Genomic DNA, 24,199 nt, shown 5'->3' with positions numbered 1-24,199 from the left:
CCCCCCGTTCACACGGCCGGTCCCGGCCGTGGAGTGATCCTTGCGACACGGACGGAAAACCGATGCATGGACACTCCGCGGATCATGCACAATTAGGCGGGAGCGCCCTTAGCTCAGCTGGATAGAGCATCGGACTTCTAATCCGACGGTCGCAGGTTCGAATCCTGCAGGGCGCACGTCTCGTAAGCAGCCAAGAGGGCCTGTGACCAGCAGTGATGCCGGGCACGGGCCCTCTCTCCATGTCCGGTGCTGTACGGCTGACACCGGTGGATTGCGGTTGATCCTTCCCAATGCCTTCCCAAGGCGCACACCAGCGCACGGGCCCCACCGCAGGTGGGATCGGCGTGACTCAGGGAGCACACCGCCTCGGCCAGAGCCAGAGTCCGCATCGGACGCCCCTGCACCCGATGAGAGCGATTGGCCGGCGCGTCCAGTCCGACCACGTTGAGAGCCAGAGTCAGGCCCGTACTGTGTCCGCGCTATGCCCGCGAAGTGCCGTCGGGACGCACTACATTCGGCGCTGTGACGTTCGCTGACGTAACAGCCCCCGCAGTGCTCGACGCCGTCGCCGAATTTAAGAGGCTTGGCCGTGAAAGGTTTCTTGAGTCAGCGGGGTTCCACCCCGCGAAGGCCTACTATCTTGAGCTGGACGGTGAACTGTACGACTCCAAGGCGATCTTCGGGTATGCCCATGGAGTCAGCGGAGATCGCCCTTGGAGGTCGGGGGACTTCACAGGTGGAGATAAGACGGTTGCCACGCGACTTCGCGCACTGGGTTTTACCGTTCGCTATCTCCGCAATCCGGACTGGACTCGTGACGAGATCGTGCTCGTGTGCGCCGTAGCCGAGGCGAACGAGTGGAAGACGTTGGCTCAAGAGGATCGTCGTGCGGTAGAACTCTCTCAACTGTTGCAGAGCCCGGCGATCCATCCGCTCGACAGACGCCGCCCAGACTTCCGTAACCCGGCTGGCGTTGAGCGTAAGACATCCGACATCATCACCTGCCATCCAAATTACAAGGGTAAGCCCACCAACGGCAACCGACTCGACCGCGAGGTATTGCAAGACTTCCTCGACCGGACAGCCGAGATGCATACCCTTGCAGAGTCGATCAAGAATACATTGCTTCTTTGGGACCGAACCGCGCCAAGGCTTCCCGACCCTGATCTAGTTGATGATCTGGGTGCCGAAGAAGGCGGCGTGCTTCTCAAGGCACATCTACGACGCGAACGAGACCCAAAGCTCAAGCGAAAAAAGATCGCTGAAGCCAAGCGAAAAGGCATAGCGATTGCGTGCGAGGCATGCGGCTTCGACTTCTACCGCACGTACGGCGCAAGAGGGTTGGACTACATCGAGTGTCATCATCGAACGCCGCTCAATGTCACAGGCAAAACCCTTACACGGCTTCAGGATCTTGCTCTCATCTGTTCCAACTGCCACCGAATGATCCACCGAACGGCGACATGGCTAACGATTGATGAGCTACGGGATTTGCTTGAAGCCCAACAAACTAGCGGGTAGGCACGTGACCTCTGTCGAGCGCCCAACGAAGAGTACGGGAAGCGTGACGGCAATGTCAGCACACGTCCACTGTCGCATGCAACAGGGGCACACAACCGAGACCAGCGAAAACCCCCGCCCGACCTCAGGGCCCCGGCGCGCGTTAGCAGAAGACGAGCTTGTCACTATCGAACTGGCCACTCAGGCGATCTGGGCCTACTGCGAATACATCAACAGGCAAGTTGGAACAAGGAATCGACCCCGAAGTGCCTGAGTCGTACGGCTGGCGCTTTCTGCGTGGCGTTCGATCTCGGCTGACCAGCGCCCGGCCGCAGGAAACCGGGCAGCACAGGTCCATGCGCACTGCCATTCTGGATACGAGTGGTCTTATCGACCACCTGTCTCAAGCGATCGACATCCTAAGAGAAACCAGTGAAAGGTAAGCTCGTGTTTGACAGTTCTGCGGTTCTAATCGTGGTAGATGTCCAGAACGAGTTTGTACGGGAACAGTCGGCACACGTCATCCCGATTATCGTGAATCTGGTAGACCAGTGGCAGACTGCGGGTGGTGACGTAGTTTTCACCCGGTACTTCAATTATTCCGGAAGCAATTTTGAGCAGCTATTTAAGTGGTCCAAGCTCATGGAATCACCTGAGACCGACATCGTTCCTGAGCTAATTTCCTATGCAAATAAGGTAACAGCCGTTGTCGACAAGACCGTATACAGTTTCTTCAACGAAGAGGGAGAAGCTCTCGTCCGTGACCACAGATGGACTGACATCTACATCTGCGGAATCGCGACAGAAAGTTGTGTCCTTAAGACTGCGGTTGACGCATTCGACTGCGGCGACCATCTGACACCATGGCTTATCGAGGACGCCTCAGCAAGCCATGCCGGCCAAGCGGCTCACGACGCTGGGATTCTAGTGACCTCTCGGTTTATCGGGCCCAACCAGATCATCAAGACCACTGATATCCCATGGGTACAACTCACTACAGCAGCATGATCTGACATATAGCAGAGCTGAATATAAACGCTCTGGTTACCCGCGCGCGGCACCCGTCAAGCTTGGTTCCAGGTTGGCCACCCATGCACAGTGAGCACAGCCCTAAAAGTTTTCCCAAAAATAAAAGGTCAATCAACCTTGATCTTTCTTACTCCCGATCAACTCTCGGGCTTATTTATCACCGCCCCTCTCCCCGGAACAGCGCGAATAATATCGGAAGCTCGGAGTATTGCGAGAACTTTATCGGCGTCTTTTCTCGATATATTCCAGCGATCGGATATCTCACCAACAGACGGTGCCGGCATCCCATTTTGGCTCACCTTAGAGGTAATTTCTTCCCGAAGATCCAAAACGACATGCGATAAAGGAAAGTCTTTTAAACCTTCAGCGTAAAGAAGAAGATATATCGTATCTCTAGCCAAACCAGTCGCCTGGCTTATGGATCGAATATTCCTCTCCCCTCGCCTATACAAGTCTAACGCCAGGATTTTTAGTGCACTCCTCGAACTACCTCCACCACTTCTCTGCGCAACCGCCATCGACTTCAGTGAATCAATATCGACATATTCATCCTTTTCCTTTTTAGGCACTTGAGGCGCGACCGGATCTGCCGTACAAGCAACACTTTTATAGTGTGAAGCCAGAAGTACCGGAAGGTGCGGGACCACATCATCGCAATCCAGCAGATCTTCACGCTCCGTTAGTTGCGCGAGCAGTGAAGAATGCAGCGAAATCGCCTCGCGCGCAGTCGCGAAGACAAATACTTCCGGGAAGTTAATCCAGTCGTTTCGATCCTCAACTTCCCAGATAGAAGTTACCCGAGTGACCTCTCTTGCAACGCCTTTAATCGCCTCTGTGGCAACGATTTCCTTATAGAGCTTTTTTGACGTCAAGTCAGGATCTATTACCGCCTGTCGCTCTATGTGCTTTACATTTACAGTTTCCACAACTTCGTCACGGTAAGCATCGTGGCGCCGAATAGCGAGAGTTCTCGACTCGCGAGTAAAACTCATCTCCCACATCTTCCTTGTTTTAGTTAGAGCAAGTGCCGCTTTAACTTCTTCTGCTATAGAAGCTGAATTCCTCGCGAGATTTATCCTCGCCAAAAGGAAAGTGCCCTCAACGGTACCCAATGAACCATCGTTGGCGCTTTGTCCTTTTAGGACATGCATGCGATCCTGCGCTTTGCCTGCCACCAAATGCCACTTTCGTCTGATTTAAGATGTCGAGCCCTCGACATGTATAGCACTCGACATCGCACAATAAGTGATCTTGGATATAGATTTTCCACCAGGGGTTGAAAATTCCCCATCCTGTTGCTGCTTTATACATCCCGAAAATCGGGATGCCAGCTTGACCTAGGTCGACTCCACCTAGAAAGTATCTCCCCGAGAGGAGGTGCAAAAGATGATCGAGTCCCCCGAAGGATGGCTATCAAGACTCATAACAGAAACAGGGCGGACAGTCCGGTATGCGTTGGACCGCTGGCACCGAACCGCCGCCCTGATCGCTCTATTCCTCACCATCGCAGCAATAACTCGTCTGCTAGGCATCGAGCTGTAGTAGCAGGTTAGCCGGTAGGCGAAGAATCCGCGATACTCTCAAAAGGGATGTATAGATATGGACCTTCGCCTATCGGCATCTACCAGCACCTACCAGGGCTTTTGAAGTCATGATCGCTCCCAATGCTTCCCCAAACGAGGGCCAGCATGTGAACGAGAACGACGTTCGTGCAGCTAGACGATGCAGTCAGCCCTTGCTGTGCTCCTGACTTCTAATCCGACGGTCGCAGGTTCGAATCCTGCAGGGCGCGCAACCAAGACCAGGCCATCTCTACTCTGACCTGGTCTTTTCCATGTGTGCGGCCCGCACGGCTCAGGCAGCCGCCGTGGTCGTGAAAGATACGCGAAATGCCCTTGGCCCTGTTTTCCCAGGTGGGAGCGGCTTTTCCGGAGACAGCCGGAACGATTCCGGGGCTGAGACGAGGGACCCCCGGGGAATCCCGGGGGGCCTTCGTGTGTGCGATGTCGATGTCATGCGGCGGGCACGTCCTGACCTCGCCGGGTGGTCTGGGAGCGCCGGGGCGCGGTCCGGTGGAGTGCCACGCCGGGCAAGGACCGGAAATCCATGCGCATTGAGTGTCCAGAGCCGATGCCACGGCGCGCCGTACGGCTCCGCCGCTGTTGTAACGCTTCCTATGGTGTGTTCTCCGGCGCGTCGGGCAGATCGATGCAGCGTGGATCGGTGGGCGGGCGCTCGTCGGCGTCCATCGCGCCGCAGCGGATCATTGATACCGACGACCCGCCCTCGACCTTCATGATGGAGAGCGCCTTGTCCACCGGGTCGTGTCGCTCCTTCCCGCCAAAGTTGATCACACCGCCCGACCCGCCCCAGGCCGACTCGCCCGAGGTTTTGGAGAGCCGATACAGGACGTCACCTCGGCTCGGCAACTGGTCTCCCGGTCGATACGCCTTGTCGGCGGCCCGGTAGATCACGTCGAGCGCGTCATAGGTGAGGATGAGGCTGTCGTCCACGACGTTCGCATGCCTCCCTGCCAGCAGGCCACTGATGAACCCGGTCGGGTGCGCGATCCCTCGCCACATCTCACGACTGGCCAGCGCCACATAGTGGACCTCTACCTGCTTCATGGCCGTGATCTCAACGCTGTGGTCGGCGACGACCTTGATGACATCGTCGCCCGCGAGGACCTTGAGCACACCCCCGCCGCATTCGCTGCTCCCTTCGAGTGCCCTGAGGAAATCGATGAACTCGGGCGCCCGCCCCGCATACATGAAGATGTCGGTGCCTCGCTCGCACGCCTTGGCGACGGCAGTGGACATGCCGTCCCGGGAGGCGCCGTACGACACCGGAGAGCCGACTGTGATGTGCTCTGTCCGGAGTGCCGTGGCGAAATCCTCCGCGAGGTTGCTGGTGTAGATGTCCTCGCGCGCGCCGTCCTGCACGATCACCGCTGACGCGGTTTTTTTATGGGCAAGCAGGGTCCTGTGCGCGAAACGCGCGGCGAGCGTCGCTTCGCGAAAGTTCGTCGGGCTGACATGGAAGTAGTAGGGGGAGGGGTTGCGGTCGATTATCCCGAGGTGGTCGGCGGTGGCCGTAGTCGCCAGGGCGGGGATCTTCGCGGTGTCGAACTGACGGACAGCCTGCTCCACACCTTCGACGCTGCGTGCCAGTCCCACGACACCTACCACGTGCGGGTCCCTCTCGGCCAGCTCAGAGACCAGTTCGGCGGCCCGCCTCCCCTGCCGGTAGTTGTCTCCCGCGTTCGCGATCAGGATCCGGAGGCGGGGAGTGCTCGAAATGTCTCGCTGGTATTCCTCCGCGGCTATCAACTCGGAAACCGCGCTGGCGAACCTGCTGTCATCGTCCGAGAGCTTCTTGATCGAGTACTCGCCGAACAGGACTAGGCTCACATACCGCCCAGTCTTGATGGCGTAGGCGTTGTTCTTGTCGATCTTCTTCACGAGGGCGTCGATCTGGCGGGCGAACAGGCCGTCGGGTGCGGCCTCCGGGGCGTTGACGACGCCGACGCACTCGTCTCCGATTCGCTCGACATACGCGAGCCCGCCGCAGTGCGCCGCCCTGTCGCTGAGGTTGTTCACCGCGAACCAGACGACCAGACCCGGCACCCCCAGGAGTACAACGCCCCAGTAGCCGAACGCACGAGCCTGATGCCGCCAGGGCTTCAGCCTGTACGGCGGATCGGGCAGCGGGCCGTGGCCGCCGGCGCGGACCACGAGCCGGAGGGGCGCTCGGCGCCGGAGCTGCTTGCGCCGCCACTTCCTGACGTTCCCCATGAGCCTGCCCAGTTCCATCGGGGAGGCGGACGTCCAGGGCCCCGCCAGCTCATCGGGCACCGCGGCGAGCACCACCATGGGAACCGGCAGCCCGGTCTCTTCGCACGTGTCCTCCAGCAGCCGCAGAAACCGCGCATTGACCCCCTTGGCGTCGTTGACCTCGATACGCAGGAGACAGTAAAGCCCGCGTCCCCAGCTCGGCCATGGGATGGGCCATTTCTGATATGCCTGCCGGAGGTCCTCGCACAGGGCATGCACCAACAGCTTCTCGATGTCGTCGTCGGTCGCGTTGGCCAGGCGCAAGGCGTACCAGGCGAGTCGTTCCCACCGCTTCCGCCTCACGAACGGCTGCCGCCTGAACCAGCCGTAGAAAAACGAACCACGAATGGACCCGAGACCTTGAGCGATGATACCGACCAGCGCCACGAGAAGGCCGAGCAGCCACGGAAGCACACCGACGAGGTCGGACGGCCCCGCGGCCAGCCATGACACGAGGGTCCCCAACGGCACCCATGTGAGTGCGGCACGTCCGATGAAGAAGTCGGCGGCCAGCCTCCATCTTCCGCCTTCGCCCGAGGTCTTTCGTCTCCAGTCGTTCAGTCGCTCCTTGAACGTCTGAAAGCCCTCATGTGACTGCGGGTCCGGCGGCCAGTTCTTGACGTCCGGAACCGGCGTGGCCTTCTGCACCCGGGCCCAGAGCACGAACTGCGCGAGGGGGAAACGCGGCGCCGGGAGAAACGATCCGCCCACTGGCTTGCCCAGTTGCCCTTGCGGTCCGGCCAGTGCGGCCACCAGCGCGGGAACCGAGCCGTGTTCGGACTCGCGCACCAACGCGGTGGGCAGGTAGTCCGTGAACGGGGCGGCCAGTTCCTCGGCGGCTTCGATCGCGTCGCAACCGGTGACAAGAAGGCGCGGGAGTTGCTGATCCCGGCACCAAAACCATGGCCGACGGATAAACGCCGCCATGTCGCCTCGAAGATCGGCCACGCGAATTGTCCCCTTCAAACCATGACTCGAACGGGCAGCATCATGTCTCAAAGGTCGAACCCGGGTCCAGGGGGCTGATAATACGGGGTGGCCGCCCATACCATTACGGCCTTCAATAAACCCGGCGTGATTCAGACAGGCTCAGCACCGCACCATCGCGGCCATTCGCATTCGGGCCCTCGCCGGCGGACCTGCCGGAGGTTGAACGGTCACCTCAACCCCTTCCGCCACCGTGCGCAAGACGTTTCCCGGGAGGCATTTGCGGACCGGCCTGTTCCCGGCGATGTTCGAAGGCCGGCGCACCTCCCGCGCTACATCAGCCAGGCCGATGAGAGCGTCCGATCGGTCCGGCGGCTGGGCGAGGGGCCGAGGCGGGCCGCCTCGGATGCCGCCGGACAGAGGTGGACCGTGGTCAGCAGCCCCGGGCGGCGAAGGCCAGGAACTGGGTGACCTCTTCGGAGCCGAAGTTGTCGTCGGAGCCGATCACCAGCGTGCACTCGCCTGTGGCGAGGCGCGGCCCCCACGCGAGGCTCTCAAGGTTCTGCACCGGTGGCCGGATCGAGCTGAGGTCGGAGACGAGACGCTTGGAGATCGGACGGTATGATCCGCCGGTCGTGAGGCTGTCCCTGGTCAGCACATTCGTGGCGCCGCGCAGATCGATCTCGTACAGCTTGACCCGGTAGTTGACGCCCTCGATCCAGGAGCGCTCAAGTGCGAGGTATCGGTGGTCGTCGATCGCCAGGATCTCCGAGACGCCGCTGTCGGAGTGGCCGGTCGGCGGGATCGGTGCCGCCGGCAGCGGATCGATCGGATAGGCGTACTGCCCGCGCAGCCGTCCGTCGCGACCCCACACGGTGATGCGGGCCGGTGCGCCGTGCTCGACGGTCGGGAGCTCCCCGTCCTCATATCGTGGGCCTTCCACGATGGCCGCGATCGTGTGCGGCGTGAAGGTCAGCCCTTCGAACCCGAAGTTACGCCGCGGACCACTGGTGGTGTCGGTCAGCTTCAGGTTGCCGGGAAGCGGCAGCTCGCCGAGGTGCCGCCCTTCGGTGTCGGCCCAGCGGACGAACAGGTCGGACACCGGAACGGTGGGGTGCGTCTCGTCCGGCCGGTCGCCCTCGTGCCCCCACAGAAGCCTGCGGCTCCACCGATCGAAGCGGATCGTCTCGGGGTCGGCGGATTCAGGCTGGCCATAGGCGGGGTAGGGGCTTCCGTCGGGGCGCAGGAGGGTGGTAACCCCGGTGAGGTTGACCCCGGTGAACTTTCCGGTCACCGGGTTGATGTTCAGCCGGCCGGTGTAGAAGCGGGCCGGGTTGTAGCGCCATCGGTCGTCGGAGATGAAGTACCAGGTGCCGGTGAGCGGATCACGGTCGAGACCGGACAGGCCGCCGACGGTGGTTCCGCCGAACTCCATCTTGTGGGGTAGCCGCTGCTCACCGAGGAAGCGGGTGATCCGGAGATCCTGCGGCGGCGCCGCTGCCGCCGTAGACGGCCACGCGTCGACGGCCCCAAAACCGATTACCGCCGCGAACGCGACGGCGACCCTCATCATTCTTCGCGAATTGGTCATACGTCTCTCCATATCTCGGAAGAATCCACAGAGGACTGCGGAGATATGAGATCGCAGATCGAGGAAAATGTCTACGGAGATCGGCCCCAAGGTGCCGTTGTCCATTCACAACAAGGTGACACCAATCGGCCATCACATGCCTTCAACCTCAAAACAGATGAAGTTAATAGCGCACACCAAAGGGATTAAAGAAGACATTGACTGTCGCATCATCACACCGAAAACCGTACGCTCAGCGCACGCACGGGAGTGTCCGACAGCGTTCAGGGCAGCCTGCCGTGACATCGCCCCTGCATGGATCCCACCAAAGGACACTAACCCTACGTCAACCGCATAGCCGAGCCCCGAAGCGCACGAATGTGAACAAATTAGACGGCAGCGGACATCCCATTATGGGGAAAGCCGTCAAGGGGGCCTTAAATGACCTTGGCGTACGTTTCATGAAAAATCCCACAAGCGCCGAAAACGGCACCACCAGCCACTCTAGAGGTGGCCACGAATCGGGGCGCGAAAGCGGCAACGGACATACCCGGCATATATGGCTCGCCGCGTTCCCGAATGTCCCGGACCGCACCGTCGGCGCCCGCTACGTACCTGCGGTGAACCGCCCCTGCCTGCCGACGTGACCCCACACTCTCCGGAATAGTCCTACGCCCCTGCCACCACCCCGGCTACAATCCCCACACCCGCAGGGATGACCACCGTCCGGAGTGTCGGCCCCGCCCCCACAAGGTCAACACGGAGTTCACGATGAGGCATCCACCAGCTAGGCTTCCAGCGAACGCCCTGCCCTCGCACCGTTAAAGCCGCGGGTGAACAAGGGTCGGCCCCGCGCCTGCGGGGGTGATCCGACCGCGCCGGCGTGGCTGCCGCGGTATCCGTAGCCGGTCCCGCGCCTGCGGGGATGATCTGTAGCGGGCCATCGGCTCGTCGGCCCCGCGTCCGCGGGGATGAACCTGATCGCCACTGTCGCCTCGGCCACCGCCTGAGGTCGGCCCCGCGTCCGCGGGGATGTTCTTCGGCGAACACGGTGAGCGGGAGCGTCACCCATGCCGGCCCCATGTCCGCGGCGAGATCCGGGGCGGTGACGCACCGCCGGGCGGGGAGGTCCTACCGCGACCCTCGCGTCCGGACCCGCTCGCCCTCTCGGCGATCGGCCCGGCCGCCCCGGTTGCCCCGCCGGTGTCCTGGCCCGCATCGCCGCCATGACCGCCCCCGCCCGGGTGTCAGAGCTGTCGACCCGCCTGGAGATGCCTCCGGATCGGGGCGTAGTGGGCCGCGACGGCCTCCGAGAACCGGGTGATGTCGCGGGAGGCCGCGGCGTCGACGATGGCGTGATGCGCCTCGACGGTCTCCCGCACCGACTCGGGGGTGGCGTGCATCGTGGGCGCCACGATGGCGTGGACGTCCCAGAACGCGGCGGTGAGCTGAGTGATCAGCTCGTTGCCGAGCGGCTCCATGAGCAGCAGGTGGAACTCGCGGTCCTGCTGGATGAACGCCTCACCCCTGGCCGCGCGCTCGCCCATCTGGTTGGCGAGTTCGGCCAGGTCGGAGCGGAGGGTGTCGTCGAACGCGGCGACTATGGAGACCGCGAGCCCCTGCTCTATGGTCTGGCGGACCTCGACCAGCTCGGAGAGGACCCTGAAGTCGTCGGCGCGGCTGAGCAGGCCCCGGAAGGCGAGGCTTTCGACGAGGGCGGCGAGGGAGAGCCGCCCGACATATGTGCCGTGACCGTGACGCACCTCGACGATGTCGAGCGCCGTGAGAGTCTTGATCGCCTCGCGGACGCTGGAACGGCTGGCACCGATGGCGGCGCACAGCTCCGCCTCTGTCGGCAGGGCGTCACCCGGCCCCAGACGATTCTGCAGAATGTACTGCTTGATGCGCTCGGCGACCTCGTGCTGGCGCGGCATCGCACCTCGTGACCCTCGCGAGATGGAATCGATCTCGACCAACATCTTGCCCTCTCGTCCTGTGCCCGTCTACATTCCAACCTTACCGGCATCGGACATCAGACATCAGACAAGGTTCGAACCTCTTACAGGCTCCAGACCCACGATCAGTGAGGAGTGGACGACGTGAACCAACCCACCGGCACGTCCCTGGACCGCCGCGGATTCCTACAGGTCGTGGGGACCTTCAGTGTCGCCGCCGCTTTCACGGGCTCACTGTCCGCCTGCTCGGGGCCGGCCTCGACCGGCAACGCGACACAGACGGCCGCCACAGACACGATCGAGGCGGGCATATCCTACGCCCTGTCGACCGGCTTCGACCCGATGACGTCCTCCGGCGCGACCCCGGTCGCCGCCAACCTGCACGTCTTCGAGGCGCTGTTCGACCTCGACCCGGCCACCAGGGAGCCGTACGCCGCGCTGGCGGCGGGCGAGTTGGAGAAGACCGGCGACACCACCTACAAGATCACGCTGCGTCAGGGGGCGACCTTCCACGACGGCTCTCCGGTGACGGCCGCCGACGTGGCCTTCAGTTTTCAGCGCGTGATGGACCCGGCGAACGCCTCGCTCATGGTGCAGTTCATCCCGTTCATCGAGAGCGTCACCGCGGCCGCCGACGGCACGGTGGAGATCAAGCTCAAGTACGCCTTCCCCCTCCTCAAGGAGCGGCTCGCGGTCGTCAAGATCGTGCCCAAGGCGGTCGTCGAGAAGGACAAGACCGGCTTCGACGCTCACCCGGTCGGATCGGGTCCGTACCGGCTGGTCGAGGCGACCAAGGAAGACAAGATCGTCTTTGCCAGGTGGGACACCTACAACGGCCCTCGTCCCGCCAAGGTCAAGAGCATGGTCTGGCGGCTGCTGTCCGACCCCTCCGCCCGCGTCACCGCGCTGGAGTCCGGCCGGGTCGCGGCCATCGAGGACGTTCCCTACATCGACGCCGCCCGGGTGGCCCAGCGGAACAGGCTGGAGGCCGTGCAGTCCTTCGGCCTGCTCTTCCTGATGTTCAACTGCGCCAAGCAGCCCTTCGGCGACAGGCGGGTGCGCCAGGCGCTGCACCTCGCCATCGACACCGACAAGGTGATCAAGACGGCGATGCTCGGTAACGCCGTCGCGGCCACCGGCTATGTGCAGCAGACCCACCCGGCCTACGTCAAGGCGTCGACCGTCTACGGATACGACCCCGGCAGGGCGAAGGCGCTGCTGAAGGCGGCCGGGGTCTCCGGTCTGAACGTCACCATGGTGACCACCGACACCGGCTGGGTGAAGGACGCCGTCCCGGTCATCAAGGAGGGCTGGGACGCCGTCGGTGTGACCACCACCCTCGACATCGGCCAGTCCGGCGGGCAGTACACCAACAAGGTCGACCCCGGCGAGTTCCAGGTCCTGGTCGCGCCCGGCGACCCCTCGGTCTTCGGCAACGACATGGACCTGCTGCTGCGCTGGTTCTACGACGGCCTGTGGCCGCAGAAGCGGTTCCGCTGGGACGGCACCAAGGAGGCCGGGAAGGTGCTTGAGCTGCTCGACAAGGCGGCCAGAAGTGACGACGCGGCCGAACAGCGGAGGCTGTGGGCCGAGGCGGTCGACATCATCGCCGAGGAGGCGCCGCTCTACCCGATCCTGCACCGCAAGCTGCCCACGGCCTGGAACGAGAAGAAGATCACCGGCTTCCGGCCCATCCCCACCACGGGCCTGTCGTTCCTCGACGTCGATCTCGCCTGACCCGCGGACGGCGGCCCGACCCACCGGCGACGAGAAGGAGACCATGTCCGCGTTTCTGCGACTGGCCGCCAGGCGGCTGGTGACCCTGCCGCTCATGCTGGTCGGGGTCACCATGCTGGTCTTCGTCGTCCTGCGGTTCTCGCCCAACGACCCGGCGTACAACGCCCTCGGGGACAGCGCGAGCCCGGAGGCGAGGGCGGCCTACGCGGCGGCCCACGGGCTGGACGACCCGCTGCCGCTGCGATACGCGCGTTTCCTCGGGCAGCTGGTCCAGGGCGACCTGGGCTACACGGCCCCGCCCGCCGCGCCGGTGGTCGACCGCATCACCACCGCCTTCCCGCTGACCATGCAGCTCACCCTGCTGAGTCTCGTCCTCGCCGTGACCCTGGCCCTGATCCTCGGCGTCGTGGGGGCCCTGTACCGCGATCGCTGGCCGGACCAGCTCACCCGCGTGGTGTCCGTCGCGGGGGTGGCGATCCCTTCGTTCTGGCTGGGCATCCTGCTCATCCAGCAGTTCGCGCTCGGCGTGGAGCTCTTTCCGACCGGCGGCTACGTCAACCCCGCCGACTCCCCCGCCGGGTGGCTCCGGTCGCTCACGCTCCCGGCGATCGCGGTCGCCGTGCCGGTGGCGGCCTCCCTGACACGGCTGGTGCGGACCTCGATGGTGGAGGAGCTGGACCGCGACTACGTCCGCACCGCCACGGGCAACGGCCTGCCCCGGTGGATCGTGATCCGCGGCGCGCTGCGCAACGCGCTCATCACCCCGCTGACCGTGCTCGGCCTGCGGGTGGGGTATCTGCTGAGCGGTGCCGTGGTCATCGAGACGATCTTCGATCTGCCCGGCATGGGAAAACTCATCCTCGACGGCGTCACCAACGGCGACGTCGCCCTGGTCCAGGGGTCGGTATTGACGATCGCGCTGGCGTTCCTCGTGGTGAACCTCGTCGTCGACCTGCTCTATCTCGTCGTCAACCCGCGGATCCGGGTGATGTGACCATGTTGCGGCCACGGCTCGTCTCCCGCCTGTCGCGCCCGGGCCTCCGGCTCTCCCGGCTGTCCGGGCTGTCCCCGGTCGCGCGCGTCTCCCTCGCCGTCCTCACCGCGATCGGGCTGCTCGCCGTACTGGCTCCGCTGGTCGGAGGCGACCCGCTGGCGACCGGCGTCCCCGCCACCCCTCCGGACGCCGCGCACTGGTTCGGCACCGACCGCGCCGGCCGCGACGTGTTCGCCAGAGTGGTGTACGGCGCGCGGTCCTCACTGCTCATCGGTCTCGGGGCCACCGGCGTCGCGGTGCTGGCCGGAGCGGTGCTCGGCGGCCTCGCGGCCACCTCACGCAGGGCCGCCGGCGAGACCGTCATGCGCGTCCTCGACGTGATCATGTCCTTCCCCGGCATCGCGCTCGCCGCCGTACTGGTGGCCGTCTTCGGCCGCAACCTGCCGATGCTGGTCGGCACCATCGCCTTCCTGTACCTGCCGCAGCTCACCCGCGTCGTGCGGGCCAACGTGCTGGCGCAGTACGGCGAGGACTACGTCGCCGCCGAGAAAGTGATCGGCGCGTCCCGCCGCCACATCCTGGCCAGGCACGTCGCGATCAACTGCGCCGCGCCGATCCTGGTCTTCGCCACCGTGCTGGTGGCCGACGCCGTCGTCTTCGAGGCCAGCCTGTCGTTCATCGGCGCGGGCATCCAGGACCCGGCGCCCAGCTGGGGCAACGTCCTGGCGTACGGCCGGCAGATCGTCCTGGCCGGCGGCTGGTGGGCCACGTTCTTCCCCGGCCTGGCGATCCTGGTCACGGTGCTGGCGCTCAACCTGCTGGCCGAGGGGCTGACCGACGCCTGGTCCGCCCCGCGCACGGCCGGCCTCCGGACTCCGGAGGCCACAGGGGCCCTACCGGCCTCGGCCGAAACGGTGGAGGACGGCGCGGTGGAGGACGGCGCGGTGAACGGCCCGGCGCGCGACACGGATGACGGGGTCGACACCGCGCTCGCCAGGCTCGCCGCCGTCACGGCCGAACGGCCGCCCAGGGTCGCGCCGCTGTCGCCCTCGGCACGCCCGCTGCTGTCGGTGGAGAACCTCACGATCGGCTTCCCCCAGCGCTACGGCGACGTCCCCGTCGTGCAGTCGCTCTCCTTCGACGTACGGACGGGCGAGACCCTGGGCCTGGTCGGGGAGTCGGGGTGCGGCAAGAGCCTGACCAGCCTGGCCGTCATGGGGCTGCTGCCCCGTGGCGCGCGGGTCGGCGGCCGGATCGTCTACGACGGGCGGGACGTTCTCCCCCTGTCGCCCCGGCAGCGGCGGGCGATCTCCGGCCCGGAGATCGCCATGGTCTACCAGGACGCCATGTCGTCGCTGAACCCCTCGGTTCTCGTCGGCGGCCAGCTGCGGCAGCTGACCAGGCGGGGTGGCACCCGTACCCCGCGGGAGCTGCTGGAGCTGGTGGGCCTGGATCCCCGGCGGACCTCGCGCAGCTACCCGCACGAGCTGTCCGGCGGCCAGCGCCAGCGGGTGCTGATCGCGATGGCGCTCTCGCGCGACCCGCGCCTGCTGGTCGCCGACGAACCCACGACGGCGCTCGACGTGACCGTGCAGGCCCAGGTGGTCGAGGTGCTCGGCCGGCTCCGCGACGAGCTCGGCTTCGCCATGATTCTCGTCTCGCACGACCTCGGCCTGGTCGGCGAGCTCGTTCACCGCGTCGCGGTGATGTACGCGGGCCGGCTCGCGGAGGTCGGCACGACCCCCCGGCTGCTGTCCGGCGCGCGCCACCACTACGCGCGCGGCCTGCTGGGCTCGGTGCTCTCCCTGGAGGCCGGCTCGGAGCGGCTGCACCAGATACCCGGCGTGGTACCCGCCCCACAGGACTTCGGGCCCGGCTGCCGTTTCGCCGATCGGTGCGCGTCCGCCACGGAGGTGTGCCGTACGTCACGGCCTGAGCTCTCCGGCGACGCGTACCGGCACGCCCATGCCTGCTTTCACCCAGGTGTCATTCACGAAGGGTGACATATATGAACGAACCGGTTATAAGCCTCGAAAAAGTTCACGTTGTACACACCGTACGCGGCGCCGGAGTGATGCGCCGGGACAGGGTCTACGCCCTCACCGACGTCACGGCGTCCGTCGGCCGGGGTGAGATCCTCGGTGTCGTCGGCGAGTCGGGCTGCGGCAAGTCCACACTGGCCAAGGTGATGGTCGGCCTCCAGCCACCCACCTCGGGAACGGCGCGCTTCTACGGCGACGACCTGTGGTCCATGCGGCCGAGGACACGGCGGGAGAGCTTCGGCACCTCCGTCGGCGTGGTGTTCCAGGACGCCTCCACCGCGCTCAACCCGCGCCTTCCGGTCCGGCGGATCCTGCGTGACCCGCTCGACGTCCACCTGCGCGGGACCGTACGGCAGCGCGAGGCCCGGGTACGCGACCTGCTGGACCTGGTCGGGCTGCCGGGCCACATCGCCGACTCGCTGCCCGGCCGGCTCTCCGGCGGCCAGCGCCAGCGGGTCGCCGTGGCCAGGGCCCTGGCGCTCGAACCCGACGTCGTCGTCGCCGACGAGCCCACCAGCGCCCTGGACGTCTCGGTCCGCGCGCAGGTGCTCAACCTGCTGGTCGACCTGCGCGCGAACCTGGGCCTCGGCCTCGTCTTCATCTCCCACGACATCCAGACCGTCCGCTACCTCGCCGACCGGATCGCGGTCATGTACCTCGGCCGCGTGATCGAGGAGGGCTCGGCCGCCGACGTGACGTCGCGGGCCCGCCACCCCTACACGCACGCGCTCTTCTCGGCCACCCCGAGCCTGCTCGACGACTCCGGGCGGATCGTGCTGACCGGCCCGGTCCCGTCGGCGACGCGTCCGCCGTCGGGCTGCCCGTTCCGCACCCGCTGCTGGAAGGCCACCGACGAGTGCGCGGGACGGTTCCCGGCGAGCACGTCGGCAGGCCGGGACAGCCGGCACTCCTGGCACTGTGTTCATCCCGAATCCCCGGTAAGGAGCATCCCGTGAGTTCCCGTGAGCCCCGCTTCAGCGGCGTCGTCCCTCCGCTCGTCACCCCCCTGACACCGGATGGAGAGGTCGACGTGCCGTCGCTGGGACGGCTGGTGGAGTTCCTGATCGAGGCGGGTGTCAGCGGCCTGTTCGCGCTCGGCAGCTCCGGGGAGGCCGCCTTCCTCACCGACTCCCGCCGCGACAAGTCGCTGGAGACCGTGGTGCGGGCCGCCGCGGGCCGGGTCCCCGTACTGGCCGGATGCATCGAGACGACGACCGCCCGGGTGATCGAGCGCGCCGAGATCGCCGCCAAGCTCGGCGCGGACGCGACCGTGGTGACCGCGCCGTTCTACGCCCGCGTCCACCCCGTGGAGGTCGACCGTCACTTCCGGGCCGTCAAGGCCGCGGTCGGCCTGCCGATGCTCGCCTACGACGTGCCGGTGTCGGTGCACACCAAGCTCTCCGCCGACCGGATACTGTCGCTGGCCGCCGACGGGGTCGTCGACGGGCTCAAGGACTCCAGCGGCGACGACGCCGGCTTCCGCCAGGTGGTGCTCGGCGCGGCGGGACTGCCGGGATTCTCCGCGCTGACCGGGCACGAGGTCGTGGTCGACGCGATGATGCTCGCCGGCGCCGACGGCGCGGTGCCCGGACTCGGCAACGTCGACCCGCACGGCTACGTGCGCCTGCTCCGGGCCTGCGCCGAGGGGCGCTGGACCGACGCCAGAGCCGAGCAGGACCGCCTGACCCGGCTGTTCCGCATCGTGGAGGCGGCCTCCCCGGCCACCGCGGGCGGCAGCACGAGAGGCGTCGGCGCGTTCAAGACGGCGCTCGCCCTGCGCGGCGTCATCGCCGGCGCGACCGTCTCCCCGCCCATGCGTGAGCTGACCGCCGCCGAGACCGGTGAGGTGGCCGCCCGTCTGGAGGAGGCCGGGCTACGGTGACCCTCGTCGTCGGCGTTGACATCGGCGGCACCAAGACCTCCGCCGGGCTGGTCGACTCCTCGGGCGCCCTGCTGGCCGTACGGACCCTGCCGACCCCCGCGACCCGGGGCCGGGACGCGGTGCTCGGCACCGCGGCCGGACTGGTCCGCGAGCTCGCCGGTGACTCCGGGAGGGTCACGGCGGTGGGTGTCGGCAGCGCCGGGGTGGTGGACCCGCGGAGCGGCGTGGTCGTCTCGGCCACCGGCACCCTCGCCGGATGGGCGGGGACCGACCTGCGCGGGGAACTGTCCCGCAGGGTCGGCCTGCCGGTCGCCGTGGACAACGACGTGCACGCGCACGCGCGGGGCGAGCGGTGGCGCGGCGCCGCCGCCGGCCACGCCGACGTGCTGCTGGTGGTGGTCGGCACCGGGGTCGGCGCCTCCCTCGTCCTCGACGGCCGGGTACGGCACGGCGCGCACTCGACGGCCGGGCATGTCGGCCACCTCCCCGCCCCCGGCGGGGACGGCCGCCTCTGCCCGTGCGGCGCGCGCGGCCACGTCGAGGCCGTCGCGTCCGGCCCGGCCCTGCTCGCGGAGTACCGCCGCCGCGCCGGCGCCGAGGTCACCCACCTGGCCGAGGTCGCCCGTCTCGCCGCGGACGGCGACCTCCTCGCCCTATCGGTCCTCGTCGAGGGGGCGACGGCGCTCGGATCGGCGATCGGAGGTCTGCTGAACGTCGTCGATCCGGAGATCGTCGTGGTCGGCGGAGGCGTCACCGGGTGCGGGGAGGCGTGGTGGCGGCCCCTGCGCGACGCGGTCCGCGCCGAAGTCCTGCCCACGCTGCGCGGCCTTCCCGTCGTCCCGTCCGCGCTCGGCGGCGACGCCGCGCTGCTCGGCGCCGCCCGGCTGGCCCTGGAGTCCACGTGGTGAACCGATCGGCCTCCGGGCTCCCCGATGACAACCGGCCCGTCCCCGGTTCTCCCGATGACGATCGAGGTGCCCGGTGAATCCGATCCTCGCCGCGCTCCGCGGCCGTCTCGTGGTGTCCTGCCAGGCCTACCCCGGCGAGCCGATGCGTGACGCCGGCACGATGTGCCGGATGGCGCGGGCGGTCGCGGCCGGTGGGGCCGCGGGCATCCGCGCCCAGGGGCTCGCGGACCTGCGCCGGATCCGGGCCGCGCTCGACCTGCCGCTCATCGGCCTGTGGAAGGACGGCGACGGCGAGGTCCTCATCACCCCGACGCTCAAGCACGCGCTCGCCGTGGCCGAGACCGGCGCCGACATCGTGGCCGTCGACGCCACCGGCCGTCCCCGCCCCGACGGCCGTACGCTCGCCGAGACCGTCCGCGCGGTGCACGAGCGCACCGGACGGCTGATCATGGCCGACGTGTCCACCTACGAGGAGGGGCTCGCCGCGGCCGAGGCGGGGGCCGACGTCGTGGGCACGACCCTTGCCGGGTACACGCCGTACTCGCGTCAGGGGCCGGGCCCGGACCTCGATCTGGTCGCCCGGCTCGCCCGTGACCTGCCGGTCCCGGTGGTCGCGGAGGGCCGGATCCAGACCGGGGAGCAGGCCGCCGAGGCCATCCGGCGGGGGGCGCACGCGGTCGTGGTCGGCACCGCCATCACCCACCCGACGAGCATCGCCCGCCGGTTCGCGTCGGCCGTTCAGCAGGTGGACCACCGAGAAGAAGGGGGCGGCGTGCCATGTCCGGGCGCCCCCGGCCCAGACCTGGGACAGCACCCCGAGAAGGTCAGGTCACCCCGGGTCCGACCAGCTCCATAACCAGTTTCCGTACCCCATATCCCGATATATCCGAATTTGGCGGCGTGACGGATCTCTTGACTGGGGGAAATATGGAAGTTTATTGTCATCGCAGACATACGACGTCTGATGTCGTACCTCCGGTTATCCGCCCCGAGCGGCCCCAGGCCGCTCGCCCCCCTCGGCCGAAGGAGTGATCGACCATGACACCCTTACCGGAAAGACTCCTGCGCGGAACCGTGGCTCTCGCCCTGGCTCTCACCACCGTCCTCGGCCTGTCCGCTCCCCCGGCGTCGGCGGCCGTCCCCGATGTGTCCGCGACCGTCGGAGCGGACTGCTCGCTCGGCCGGTTGCACCTCGTGCTCGACAACGGGTCCACCGCCCCCCAGACCTTCACGGTGACCTGGCCTGGCCGCTCGGGCTCGCCGTGGACACGTGCCGTCGCCCCGGGCGACAGCGCCCTGCTGCAGTGGACCGTCGCGCCCGGCACGCCGTACACGCTGCGGACCACGACCCCCACCGGCTATGACGGCACCCAGAGCGGCCTGTTCCACTGCGGCGGCGGCATGTCGGCCCTCACGAGTCTCGACTGCACCGGCGGCCGGCTGCAGCTGGTCCTGGAGAACCGCACCACCGCCGCCAAGACGTTCACCGTCACCTGGCCCGGCAGGTCCGGCTCGCCCTGGACGCAGACCGTCGCCGCGGGCGGCAACGCGCTGCGCTACTGGACCGTCCCGGCCGGCACGCCGTACAGCCTGCGCACCACCGCGAGCGGCTTCGACCACACCCAGACGGGCATCGCGCGCTGCGGGCTGGAGACCGGCACCCCCCAGATGAACACGACCACCCTGCTGAACACCGGTACGGCCATCACCGGGCTCAACGGGCCGAACGGCCACTACACCGGCACCGCCGCCTCCGTGCGGATTCCCGGCATGGCGGTCACCAACGACGGCACGGTCATCGCCGTCGCCGACGCGCGGGTCGACGGCTCCTACGACCTGGGGGGCGGCACCAACAACATCCAGGTCGTTCTGATGCGGAGCACCGACGACGGCCTCACCTGGGAGCCGCCGCGCGTCATCCGGCACGCGGCCACGACCTCGGAGGGGGCCGGCGATCCGAGCGTGCTGGTCGACCGCTCGACCGGGGCGGTCTACGTCTTCTACACCTACTCACCGCGCCCCGGCATCAGCTTCTGGGCGGCGGCGTCGGGGTCCAACGCCAAGGACGACCCGAACAGCCTGCACGTTCAGTACATCAAGAGCACCGACGACGGCGTCGGCTGGAGCGCGCCGGTCGAGCTCAACCCCTCGGTCAAGGACCCGGGCTGGCGGCAGCTCTTCGCCTCCTCCGGACACGGGATCCAGGCCAGCAGCGGCCGGCTCATCCAGCCGATCGTGTACCGCGACGCCGCGGGAACCTCCCGTGCGGCGAACATCTACAGCGACGACCACGGCGCCACCTGGCGGCGTGGATCCTCGGCGGCCGGGGACGTCAACGAGAGCAAGGCCGTCGAGCGGGGCAACGGCGACATCGCGCAGAACATGCGGCACAACAGCAGCCGCTCGCGTTTCCTGGCCACCTCCGCCGACGGCGGCCGGACGTTCGGCGCCGCCGCCGCGAGCCCGGTGCTCACCGATCCGCTCTGCAACGCGGACGAGTCGTCCTACCTGCTCCCCGGCCGGCAGGGGGCCAACGGCGCGCCGCCCCGGACCAGGACGGTCCTGTTCAGCAACAACGCCCACCCGACCGCCCGAAACGACCTGACCGTCCGGCTGTCCGGCGACGACGGGGCTAGCTGGCCGACCCGGGCCCTGGTAAAGCCGGGGAGCGCGGGCTACTCGACGACGGCCGTCCTCGACGACGGGCAGGTCGCCACCCTCTACGAGGTCGGTGACACCGGGGGCATCGTCTTCGCCCGGTTCACCCTCCCCTGGATGAAGGCGGCCTGACCCGGTGACGGTGCGGGCTCCTCACGGCGCCCACCGCGAGGGGCCCGCACCGTGGAGACATCGGGAAGGCACCGTGGAGACGCGCGGTGGAGGCGGACGGCGGGCAGGCGGCGGGTGGGCGGCGCGCGGCACAGGTTCCGCGGTTCACCGTGTCAGACCTGGCGGAACTCCTCCTCGTGGGGGTTGACGCGGAGGACGCGGGCCGCGAGCTGGAGGGCGAGACGGGAGTCGGGGTGGGTCAGCGGCATGCCGAGGAGACGTTCGGCCCGTGCGATGCGCTGGCTGACCGTGTTGCGATGGATGCCGAGCGCCCGTGCCGTCCGGCCGGTTGAGCATGACTGGTCGATATAGGTTTCGAGGGTGGCGAAGAGGTTCCGCTCCGCGGGGTCGAGCAGGGGGGCCAGCAGTTGGCGGGCGTAGTCGTGGAACGCCCGGGAGGTGTACCAGCCGAGTAGCAGGCGTGAGGCGCCGAGGTCCTCCACCCGCCGTACCGTGCCGGAGTTGCCCGCGGAGGCGGCGACCGCCGCCTGACGTGCCTCGGCGAGCGTGGCCGCGATGCCTTCGACGTTTGGTGCCGGTGTGCCGATTCCGGCGACGAGCGCCTGACCCGGCGGACGCGCGCCGAGGGCGGCGAGCCCCGTTTCGAGGGCTTTCACGATGGCGTGGGTATGGGCGGGCAGCGGCGCCTTCGGGTTGGTGAGCCAGGTCGACCAGCCATCGGTGCGCTGGACCAGCGGGCCGATGTCGAGACCGGCTCTGGCGATGGCGTCGACCAGCGTCTCGGCGGGCGGGGCCGGCGCCCCCGCGGCGCCGGCGACCGCGATGTGGATTCCGGTGTGCCATCCGGTGAGTTGCCAGCCGGCCATGGTCGCCTGCTCGGCGATGTGCCCGGGGAGGGCGTCCCCGTGGTCGAGTATCTCGGTGAGCAGGGTGCTGCGCAGGCGCGCGTCGCGTTCGGCCTGGATCCGCTCACGGGTCAGCCAGGCGGAGAGCTCGCCGTGTGCGAGGGCGAGGGCCCGCTCGGCCGTCTCCCGCCACTGCGGGCCGACTCGATCACGCTCGGCGATGATCCACAGGGTGGGGGTGCCGGACGGCCCCAGGACGGGCAGGACCGCGGCGGTGACCGGGGCGGTGGCGGTGGCCGCGGTGATCGCGGCGGCCGCGGTCGCGGCGGCAACGGGGGTGACGAGCGTGGTCACCGCGCGCACGGCGACGATCTCCTCGACGGGGGTCGCCGGGGGGCCGCCCGCGAGGAGGATCCCCTGCGCGGTGCACGCGGCGACCTCCGCGTCCAGCACACGGCCGATGACCCGCAGCATGCCGGGCAGCGAGCGGTTCGCGGATCGCAGCAGCCGGTTCAGTTCGAGCAGCGTGGCGCTCTGGGCGATCTGCGGGGAGAGGGTCGTGGTGCGCAGGGTCGTGGCGAGCTCCAGCGGGGTGACGTCGTCCGGCACCCGGATCAGGGGAAGGGAGAATCGGTCGGCGAGGCGGCAGGTGGCGGACGCCATCTCACCACCGCCGTCCCAGACGAAAAGCACGCGGGCGCGGCAGATGTGGGTACGCCGCAGGAGCACGTCGACGAGGTGCTGGCGTCTCGGCGGGCCCTTGCCCGAGGTGACGGCGAAGACGACGCCCGAGTTCGCCGGGATCGGCGCGCTCAGCACGTCGTCCGGCTCCACGAGGGCGATGTCGGTCACCGGCGCGCCGAGCCCCGCCGCGCCGCCGACCAGAACGGCGTCGCGGAGTGGTTCCGTCGCGAGGAAGTCCTGGACGACGACGCGTTTCACGTCTGGTCCGCCGGAGGCCGGTCGATCCTGGCGAGGCCGTAGGCCTCCAGGTCGACGTGGTGCCGCCGGGCCGGATCCGTCCACTCCTTGAGCGCCGGAAGCCGGACCACCTCCACCACCTGCTGGGCCACGATCTCCTCCACGGTGACGGCCCGCCAGGTGCGGGCGTCGAGCACACAGACGACGTCGGGTACGCGGGCGGTGACGAGCCCGTCGTCAAGCGCGAGAATGTACTCGTTGGCGAACTCCAGCCGGAGTGTGCGGGCCGGCTCGGCGCCGTGCTGGATCGAGGCGGTGCCGCCGATGTGGTCGGCGGACCGGTCGCGTTGCACGTGAAGCACCCTGCCGTGGAATATCACCGACGCGTCGGCGGCTCTCAGGAACCGGGCCCGGCAGGCCGGGTCGTCCTGGGCCCGGCGCAGCAGGGCGCCCAGGGTGAGTGCCCGGCTCACCGACCCGGTGATCGAGTGACTGGCGTACCGGCCGGCGGTTCCGTGGTGCAGGGCGACCGCGGCCCAGGTGCCCAGCGCGGGCAACGCCGCGCGCACGACGCGCTCGACGGAGGCGTCGTCGCGGCACTCCAGGATGACGACGTTGCCCGCGGGGTCGGACAGCACCGCGACCGCGGGCGGTGAGCCCCCGGCCAGAACGGTCTGGTCCAGCCTCGGGAAGGCGCGCCCCATGGCGTCGCCGTCGATCAGCGGCAGATCCAGCCATGCCGCGGCGGCGACACCGAGCAGCCCGTTGACGCCTCCGATCTCCAGGGGCTGCACCGCGGCGAGCGGCTGCGCGAGGTGACGTTCGAGGAACCTGACGGCCCGGACGAACTCCTCCCCGCCGGGCAGGCGCTCGATCATCACGGTGGAGGAGCCCACGGCGCCCACGCACGCCACCGAATCGGTCGCGGCCAGGTCCGAGGCGGCGATCATCCGCAGTGGCCCGTGCGCGCGCAGGGTGCGCCGGAGGAGTTGTTCGGCCGCGGTGGTGCGCCCGCCGCCGCCGGAGCCCAGGAGCACGGCGCCCAGTCCGAGATCGGCCGCGTCGTCGGCCGTGACGTTCACCCGGCCAGTCTAAGCCGAATGGGCAGGATGTGCCGATTGCACATAGAGCGGATGTCTGCGCAGCAATCAGCCCATTGGTGTGACGGAGGTCTCAACTTAGCCTGGTCGCTACCGGGCGGCGATCCGCACGTCACGGGTCAGACAGAGAACGTGCTCTGCGGCAAGGCATCTGACGGAGGTCAGT

The 24,199-nt window shown here is 67.6% G+C and carries 16 protein-coding genes and 1 tRNA gene; 11 read left to right on the top strand and 6 right to left on the bottom strand.

Annotated elements, in window-relative coordinates; genetic code table 11:
• Window positions 1-102: 102 nt before the first annotated feature.
• The 3 genes from ACWEF2_RS02920 to ACWEF2_RS02910 all read left to right on the top strand — a co-directional run bounded on the left by ACWEF2_RS02920 (window position 103) and on the right by ACWEF2_RS02910 (window position 2,508).
• Window positions 103-176 (top strand) — tRNA-Arg (locus ACWEF2_RS02920).
• A gap of 376 nt (window positions 177-552) precedes the next feature.
• Window positions 553-1,521 (top strand): HNH endonuclease, encoded by a 969-nt coding sequence (locus ACWEF2_RS02915; RefSeq protein WP_453811308.1) that lies wholly within the window; start codon window positions 553-555, stop codon window positions 1,519-1,521.
• 411 nt (window positions 1,522-1,932) lie between these two features.
• A complete protein-coding gene (locus ACWEF2_RS02910) occupies window positions 1,933-2,508 on the top strand; it encodes a cysteine hydrolase (protein WP_453811307.1) in 576 nt (191 codons plus the stop codon).
• 158 nt (window positions 2,509-2,666) lie between these two features.
• Here the strand turns inward: ACWEF2_RS02910 and ACWEF2_RS02905 are convergent, their stop codons facing one another.
• The 4 genes from ACWEF2_RS02905 to ACWEF2_RS02890 all read right to left on the bottom strand — a co-directional run bounded on the left by ACWEF2_RS02905 (window position 2,667) and on the right by ACWEF2_RS02890 (window position 10,793).
• Window positions 2,667-3,704 carry a hypothetical protein gene (locus ACWEF2_RS02905; RefSeq protein WP_453811306.1) on the bottom strand — a complete coding sequence of 346 codons (1,038 nt, stop codon included), beginning with the start codon at window positions 3,702-3,704 and terminating at the stop codon, window positions 2,667-2,669.
• Window positions 3,705-4,703: 999 nt separating this feature from the next.
• Window positions 4,704-7,310 (bottom strand): ABC transporter substrate-binding protein, encoded by a 2,607-nt coding sequence (locus tag ACWEF2_RS02900; protein ID WP_453811305.1) that lies wholly within the window; start codon window positions 7,308-7,310, stop codon window positions 4,704-4,706.
• Window positions 7,311-7,722: 412 nt separating this feature from the next.
• Window positions 7,723-8,880 carry an esterase-like activity of phytase family protein gene (locus ACWEF2_RS02895; protein WP_453811304.1) on the bottom strand — a complete coding sequence of 386 codons (1,158 nt, stop codon included), beginning with the start codon at window positions 8,878-8,880 and terminating at the stop codon, window positions 7,723-7,725.
• A gap of 1,226 nt (window positions 8,881-10,106) precedes the next feature.
• Complete coding sequence (locus ACWEF2_RS02890) at window positions 10,107-10,793, bottom strand: FadR/GntR family transcriptional regulator (protein WP_355599246.1); 687 nt, start codon at window positions 10,791-10,793, stop codon at window positions 10,107-10,109.
• A 165-nt stretch (window positions 10,794-10,958) separates the two neighbouring features.
• On the opposite strand from ACWEF2_RS02890, the gene ACWEF2_RS02885 reads away from it, so the two are divergent.
• The 8 genes from ACWEF2_RS02885 (at window position 10,959) to ACWEF2_RS02850 (ending at window position 21,167) form a co-directional block, all read left to right on the top strand.
• A complete protein-coding gene (locus ACWEF2_RS02885; RefSeq protein WP_453811303.1) occupies window positions 10,959-12,551 on the top strand; it encodes an ABC transporter substrate-binding protein in 1,593 nt (530 codons plus the stop codon).
• Window positions 12,552-12,594: 43 nt separating this feature from the next.
• Window positions 12,595-13,545: an ABC transporter permease gene (locus ACWEF2_RS02880; protein ID WP_453811302.1), complete on the top strand. Its 951-nt coding sequence runs from the start codon at window positions 12,595-12,597 to the stop codon at window positions 13,543-13,545.
• Between the two features lie 2 nt (window positions 13,546-13,547).
• The gene (locus tag ACWEF2_RS02875) at window positions 13,548-15,548 is read left to right on the top strand and encodes a dipeptide/oligopeptide/nickel ABC transporter permease/ATP-binding protein (RefSeq protein ID WP_453811301.1); all 2,001 of its coding nucleotides are present in this window, start codon (window positions 13,548-13,550) and stop codon (window positions 15,546-15,548) included.
• 5 nt (window positions 15,549-15,553) lie between these two features.
• Window positions 15,554-16,543 (top strand): oligopeptide/dipeptide ABC transporter ATP-binding protein, encoded by a 990-nt coding sequence (locus ACWEF2_RS02870; RefSeq protein ID WP_453811300.1) that lies wholly within the window; start codon window positions 15,554-15,556, stop codon window positions 16,541-16,543.
• Window positions 16,540-17,469: a dihydrodipicolinate synthase family protein gene (locus ACWEF2_RS02865; protein ID WP_453811299.1), complete on the top strand. Its 930-nt coding sequence runs from the start codon at window positions 16,540-16,542 to the stop codon at window positions 17,467-17,469. Before ACWEF2_RS02870 ends, ACWEF2_RS02865 begins: the two co-directional genes overlap by 4 nt.
• Window positions 17,466-18,377, top strand: a complete 912-nt coding sequence (locus ACWEF2_RS02860) for an ROK family protein (protein WP_453811298.1) — start codon at window positions 17,466-17,468, stop codon at window positions 18,375-18,377. The genes ACWEF2_RS02865 and ACWEF2_RS02860 overlap by 4 nt, the downstream gene beginning before the upstream one ends.
• Window positions 18,378-18,450: 73 nt before the next feature.
• Window positions 18,451-19,233 carry an N-acetylmannosamine-6-phosphate 2-epimerase gene (locus ACWEF2_RS02855; protein WP_453811297.1) on the top strand — a complete coding sequence of 261 codons (783 nt, stop codon included), beginning with the start codon at window positions 18,451-18,453 and terminating at the stop codon, window positions 19,231-19,233.
• A 182-nt stretch (window positions 19,234-19,415) separates the two neighbouring features.
• Entirely contained in the window at window positions 19,416-21,167 is a 1,752-nt protein-coding gene (locus ACWEF2_RS02850) for an exo-alpha-sialidase (protein WP_453811296.1), read from the top strand.
• 152 nt (window positions 21,168-21,319) lie between these two features.
• Here the strand turns inward: ACWEF2_RS02850 and ACWEF2_RS02845 are convergent, their stop codons facing one another.
• Both ACWEF2_RS02845 and ACWEF2_RS02840 read right to left on the bottom strand, forming a co-directional pair.
• Window positions 21,320-22,954 (bottom strand): helix-turn-helix domain-containing protein, encoded by a 1,635-nt coding sequence (locus ACWEF2_RS02845; RefSeq protein ID WP_453811295.1) that lies wholly within the window; start codon window positions 22,952-22,954, stop codon window positions 21,320-21,322.
• Window positions 22,951-24,015 carry a DUF917 domain-containing protein gene (locus tag ACWEF2_RS02840; RefSeq protein ID WP_453811294.1) on the bottom strand — a complete coding sequence of 355 codons (1,065 nt, stop codon included), beginning with the start codon at window positions 24,013-24,015 and terminating at the stop codon, window positions 22,951-22,953. The genes ACWEF2_RS02845 and ACWEF2_RS02840 overlap by 4 nt, the downstream gene beginning before the upstream one ends.
• Window positions 24,016-24,199 lie beyond the last annotated feature (184 nt).

It is taken from the genome of Streptosporangium sp. NPDC004631, from assembly GCF_053601935.1.
This window is presented reverse-complemented; position numbering and strand designations above follow the sequence as displayed.

Bases quoted from the DNA above. Each gene is read 5' to 3' on its own strand.
- ACWEF2_RS02880 (WP_453811302.1), top strand. From the start codon at position 12,595: ATGTCCGCGTTTCTGCGACTGGCCGCCAGGCGGCTGGTGACCCTGCCG.
- ACWEF2_RS02870 (WP_453811300.1), top strand. From the start codon at position 15,554: ATGAACGAACCGGTTATAAGCCTCGAAAAAGTTCACGTTGTACACACC.
- ACWEF2_RS02895 (WP_453811304.1), bottom strand. From the start codon at position 8,880: ATGACCAATTCGCGAAGAATGATGAGGGTCGCCGTCGCGTTCGCGGCG.
- ACWEF2_RS02850 (WP_453811296.1), top strand. From the start codon at position 19,416: ATGACACCCTTACCGGAAAGACTCCTGCGCGGAACCGTGGCTCTCGCC.
- ACWEF2_RS02875 (WP_453811301.1), top strand. From the start codon at position 13,548: ATGTTGCGGCCACGGCTCGTCTCCCGCCTGTCGCGCCCGGGCCTCCGG.
- ACWEF2_RS02890 (WP_355599246.1), bottom strand. From the start codon at position 10,793: ATGCCGCGCCAGCACGAGGTCGCCGAGCGCATCAAGCAGTACATTCTG.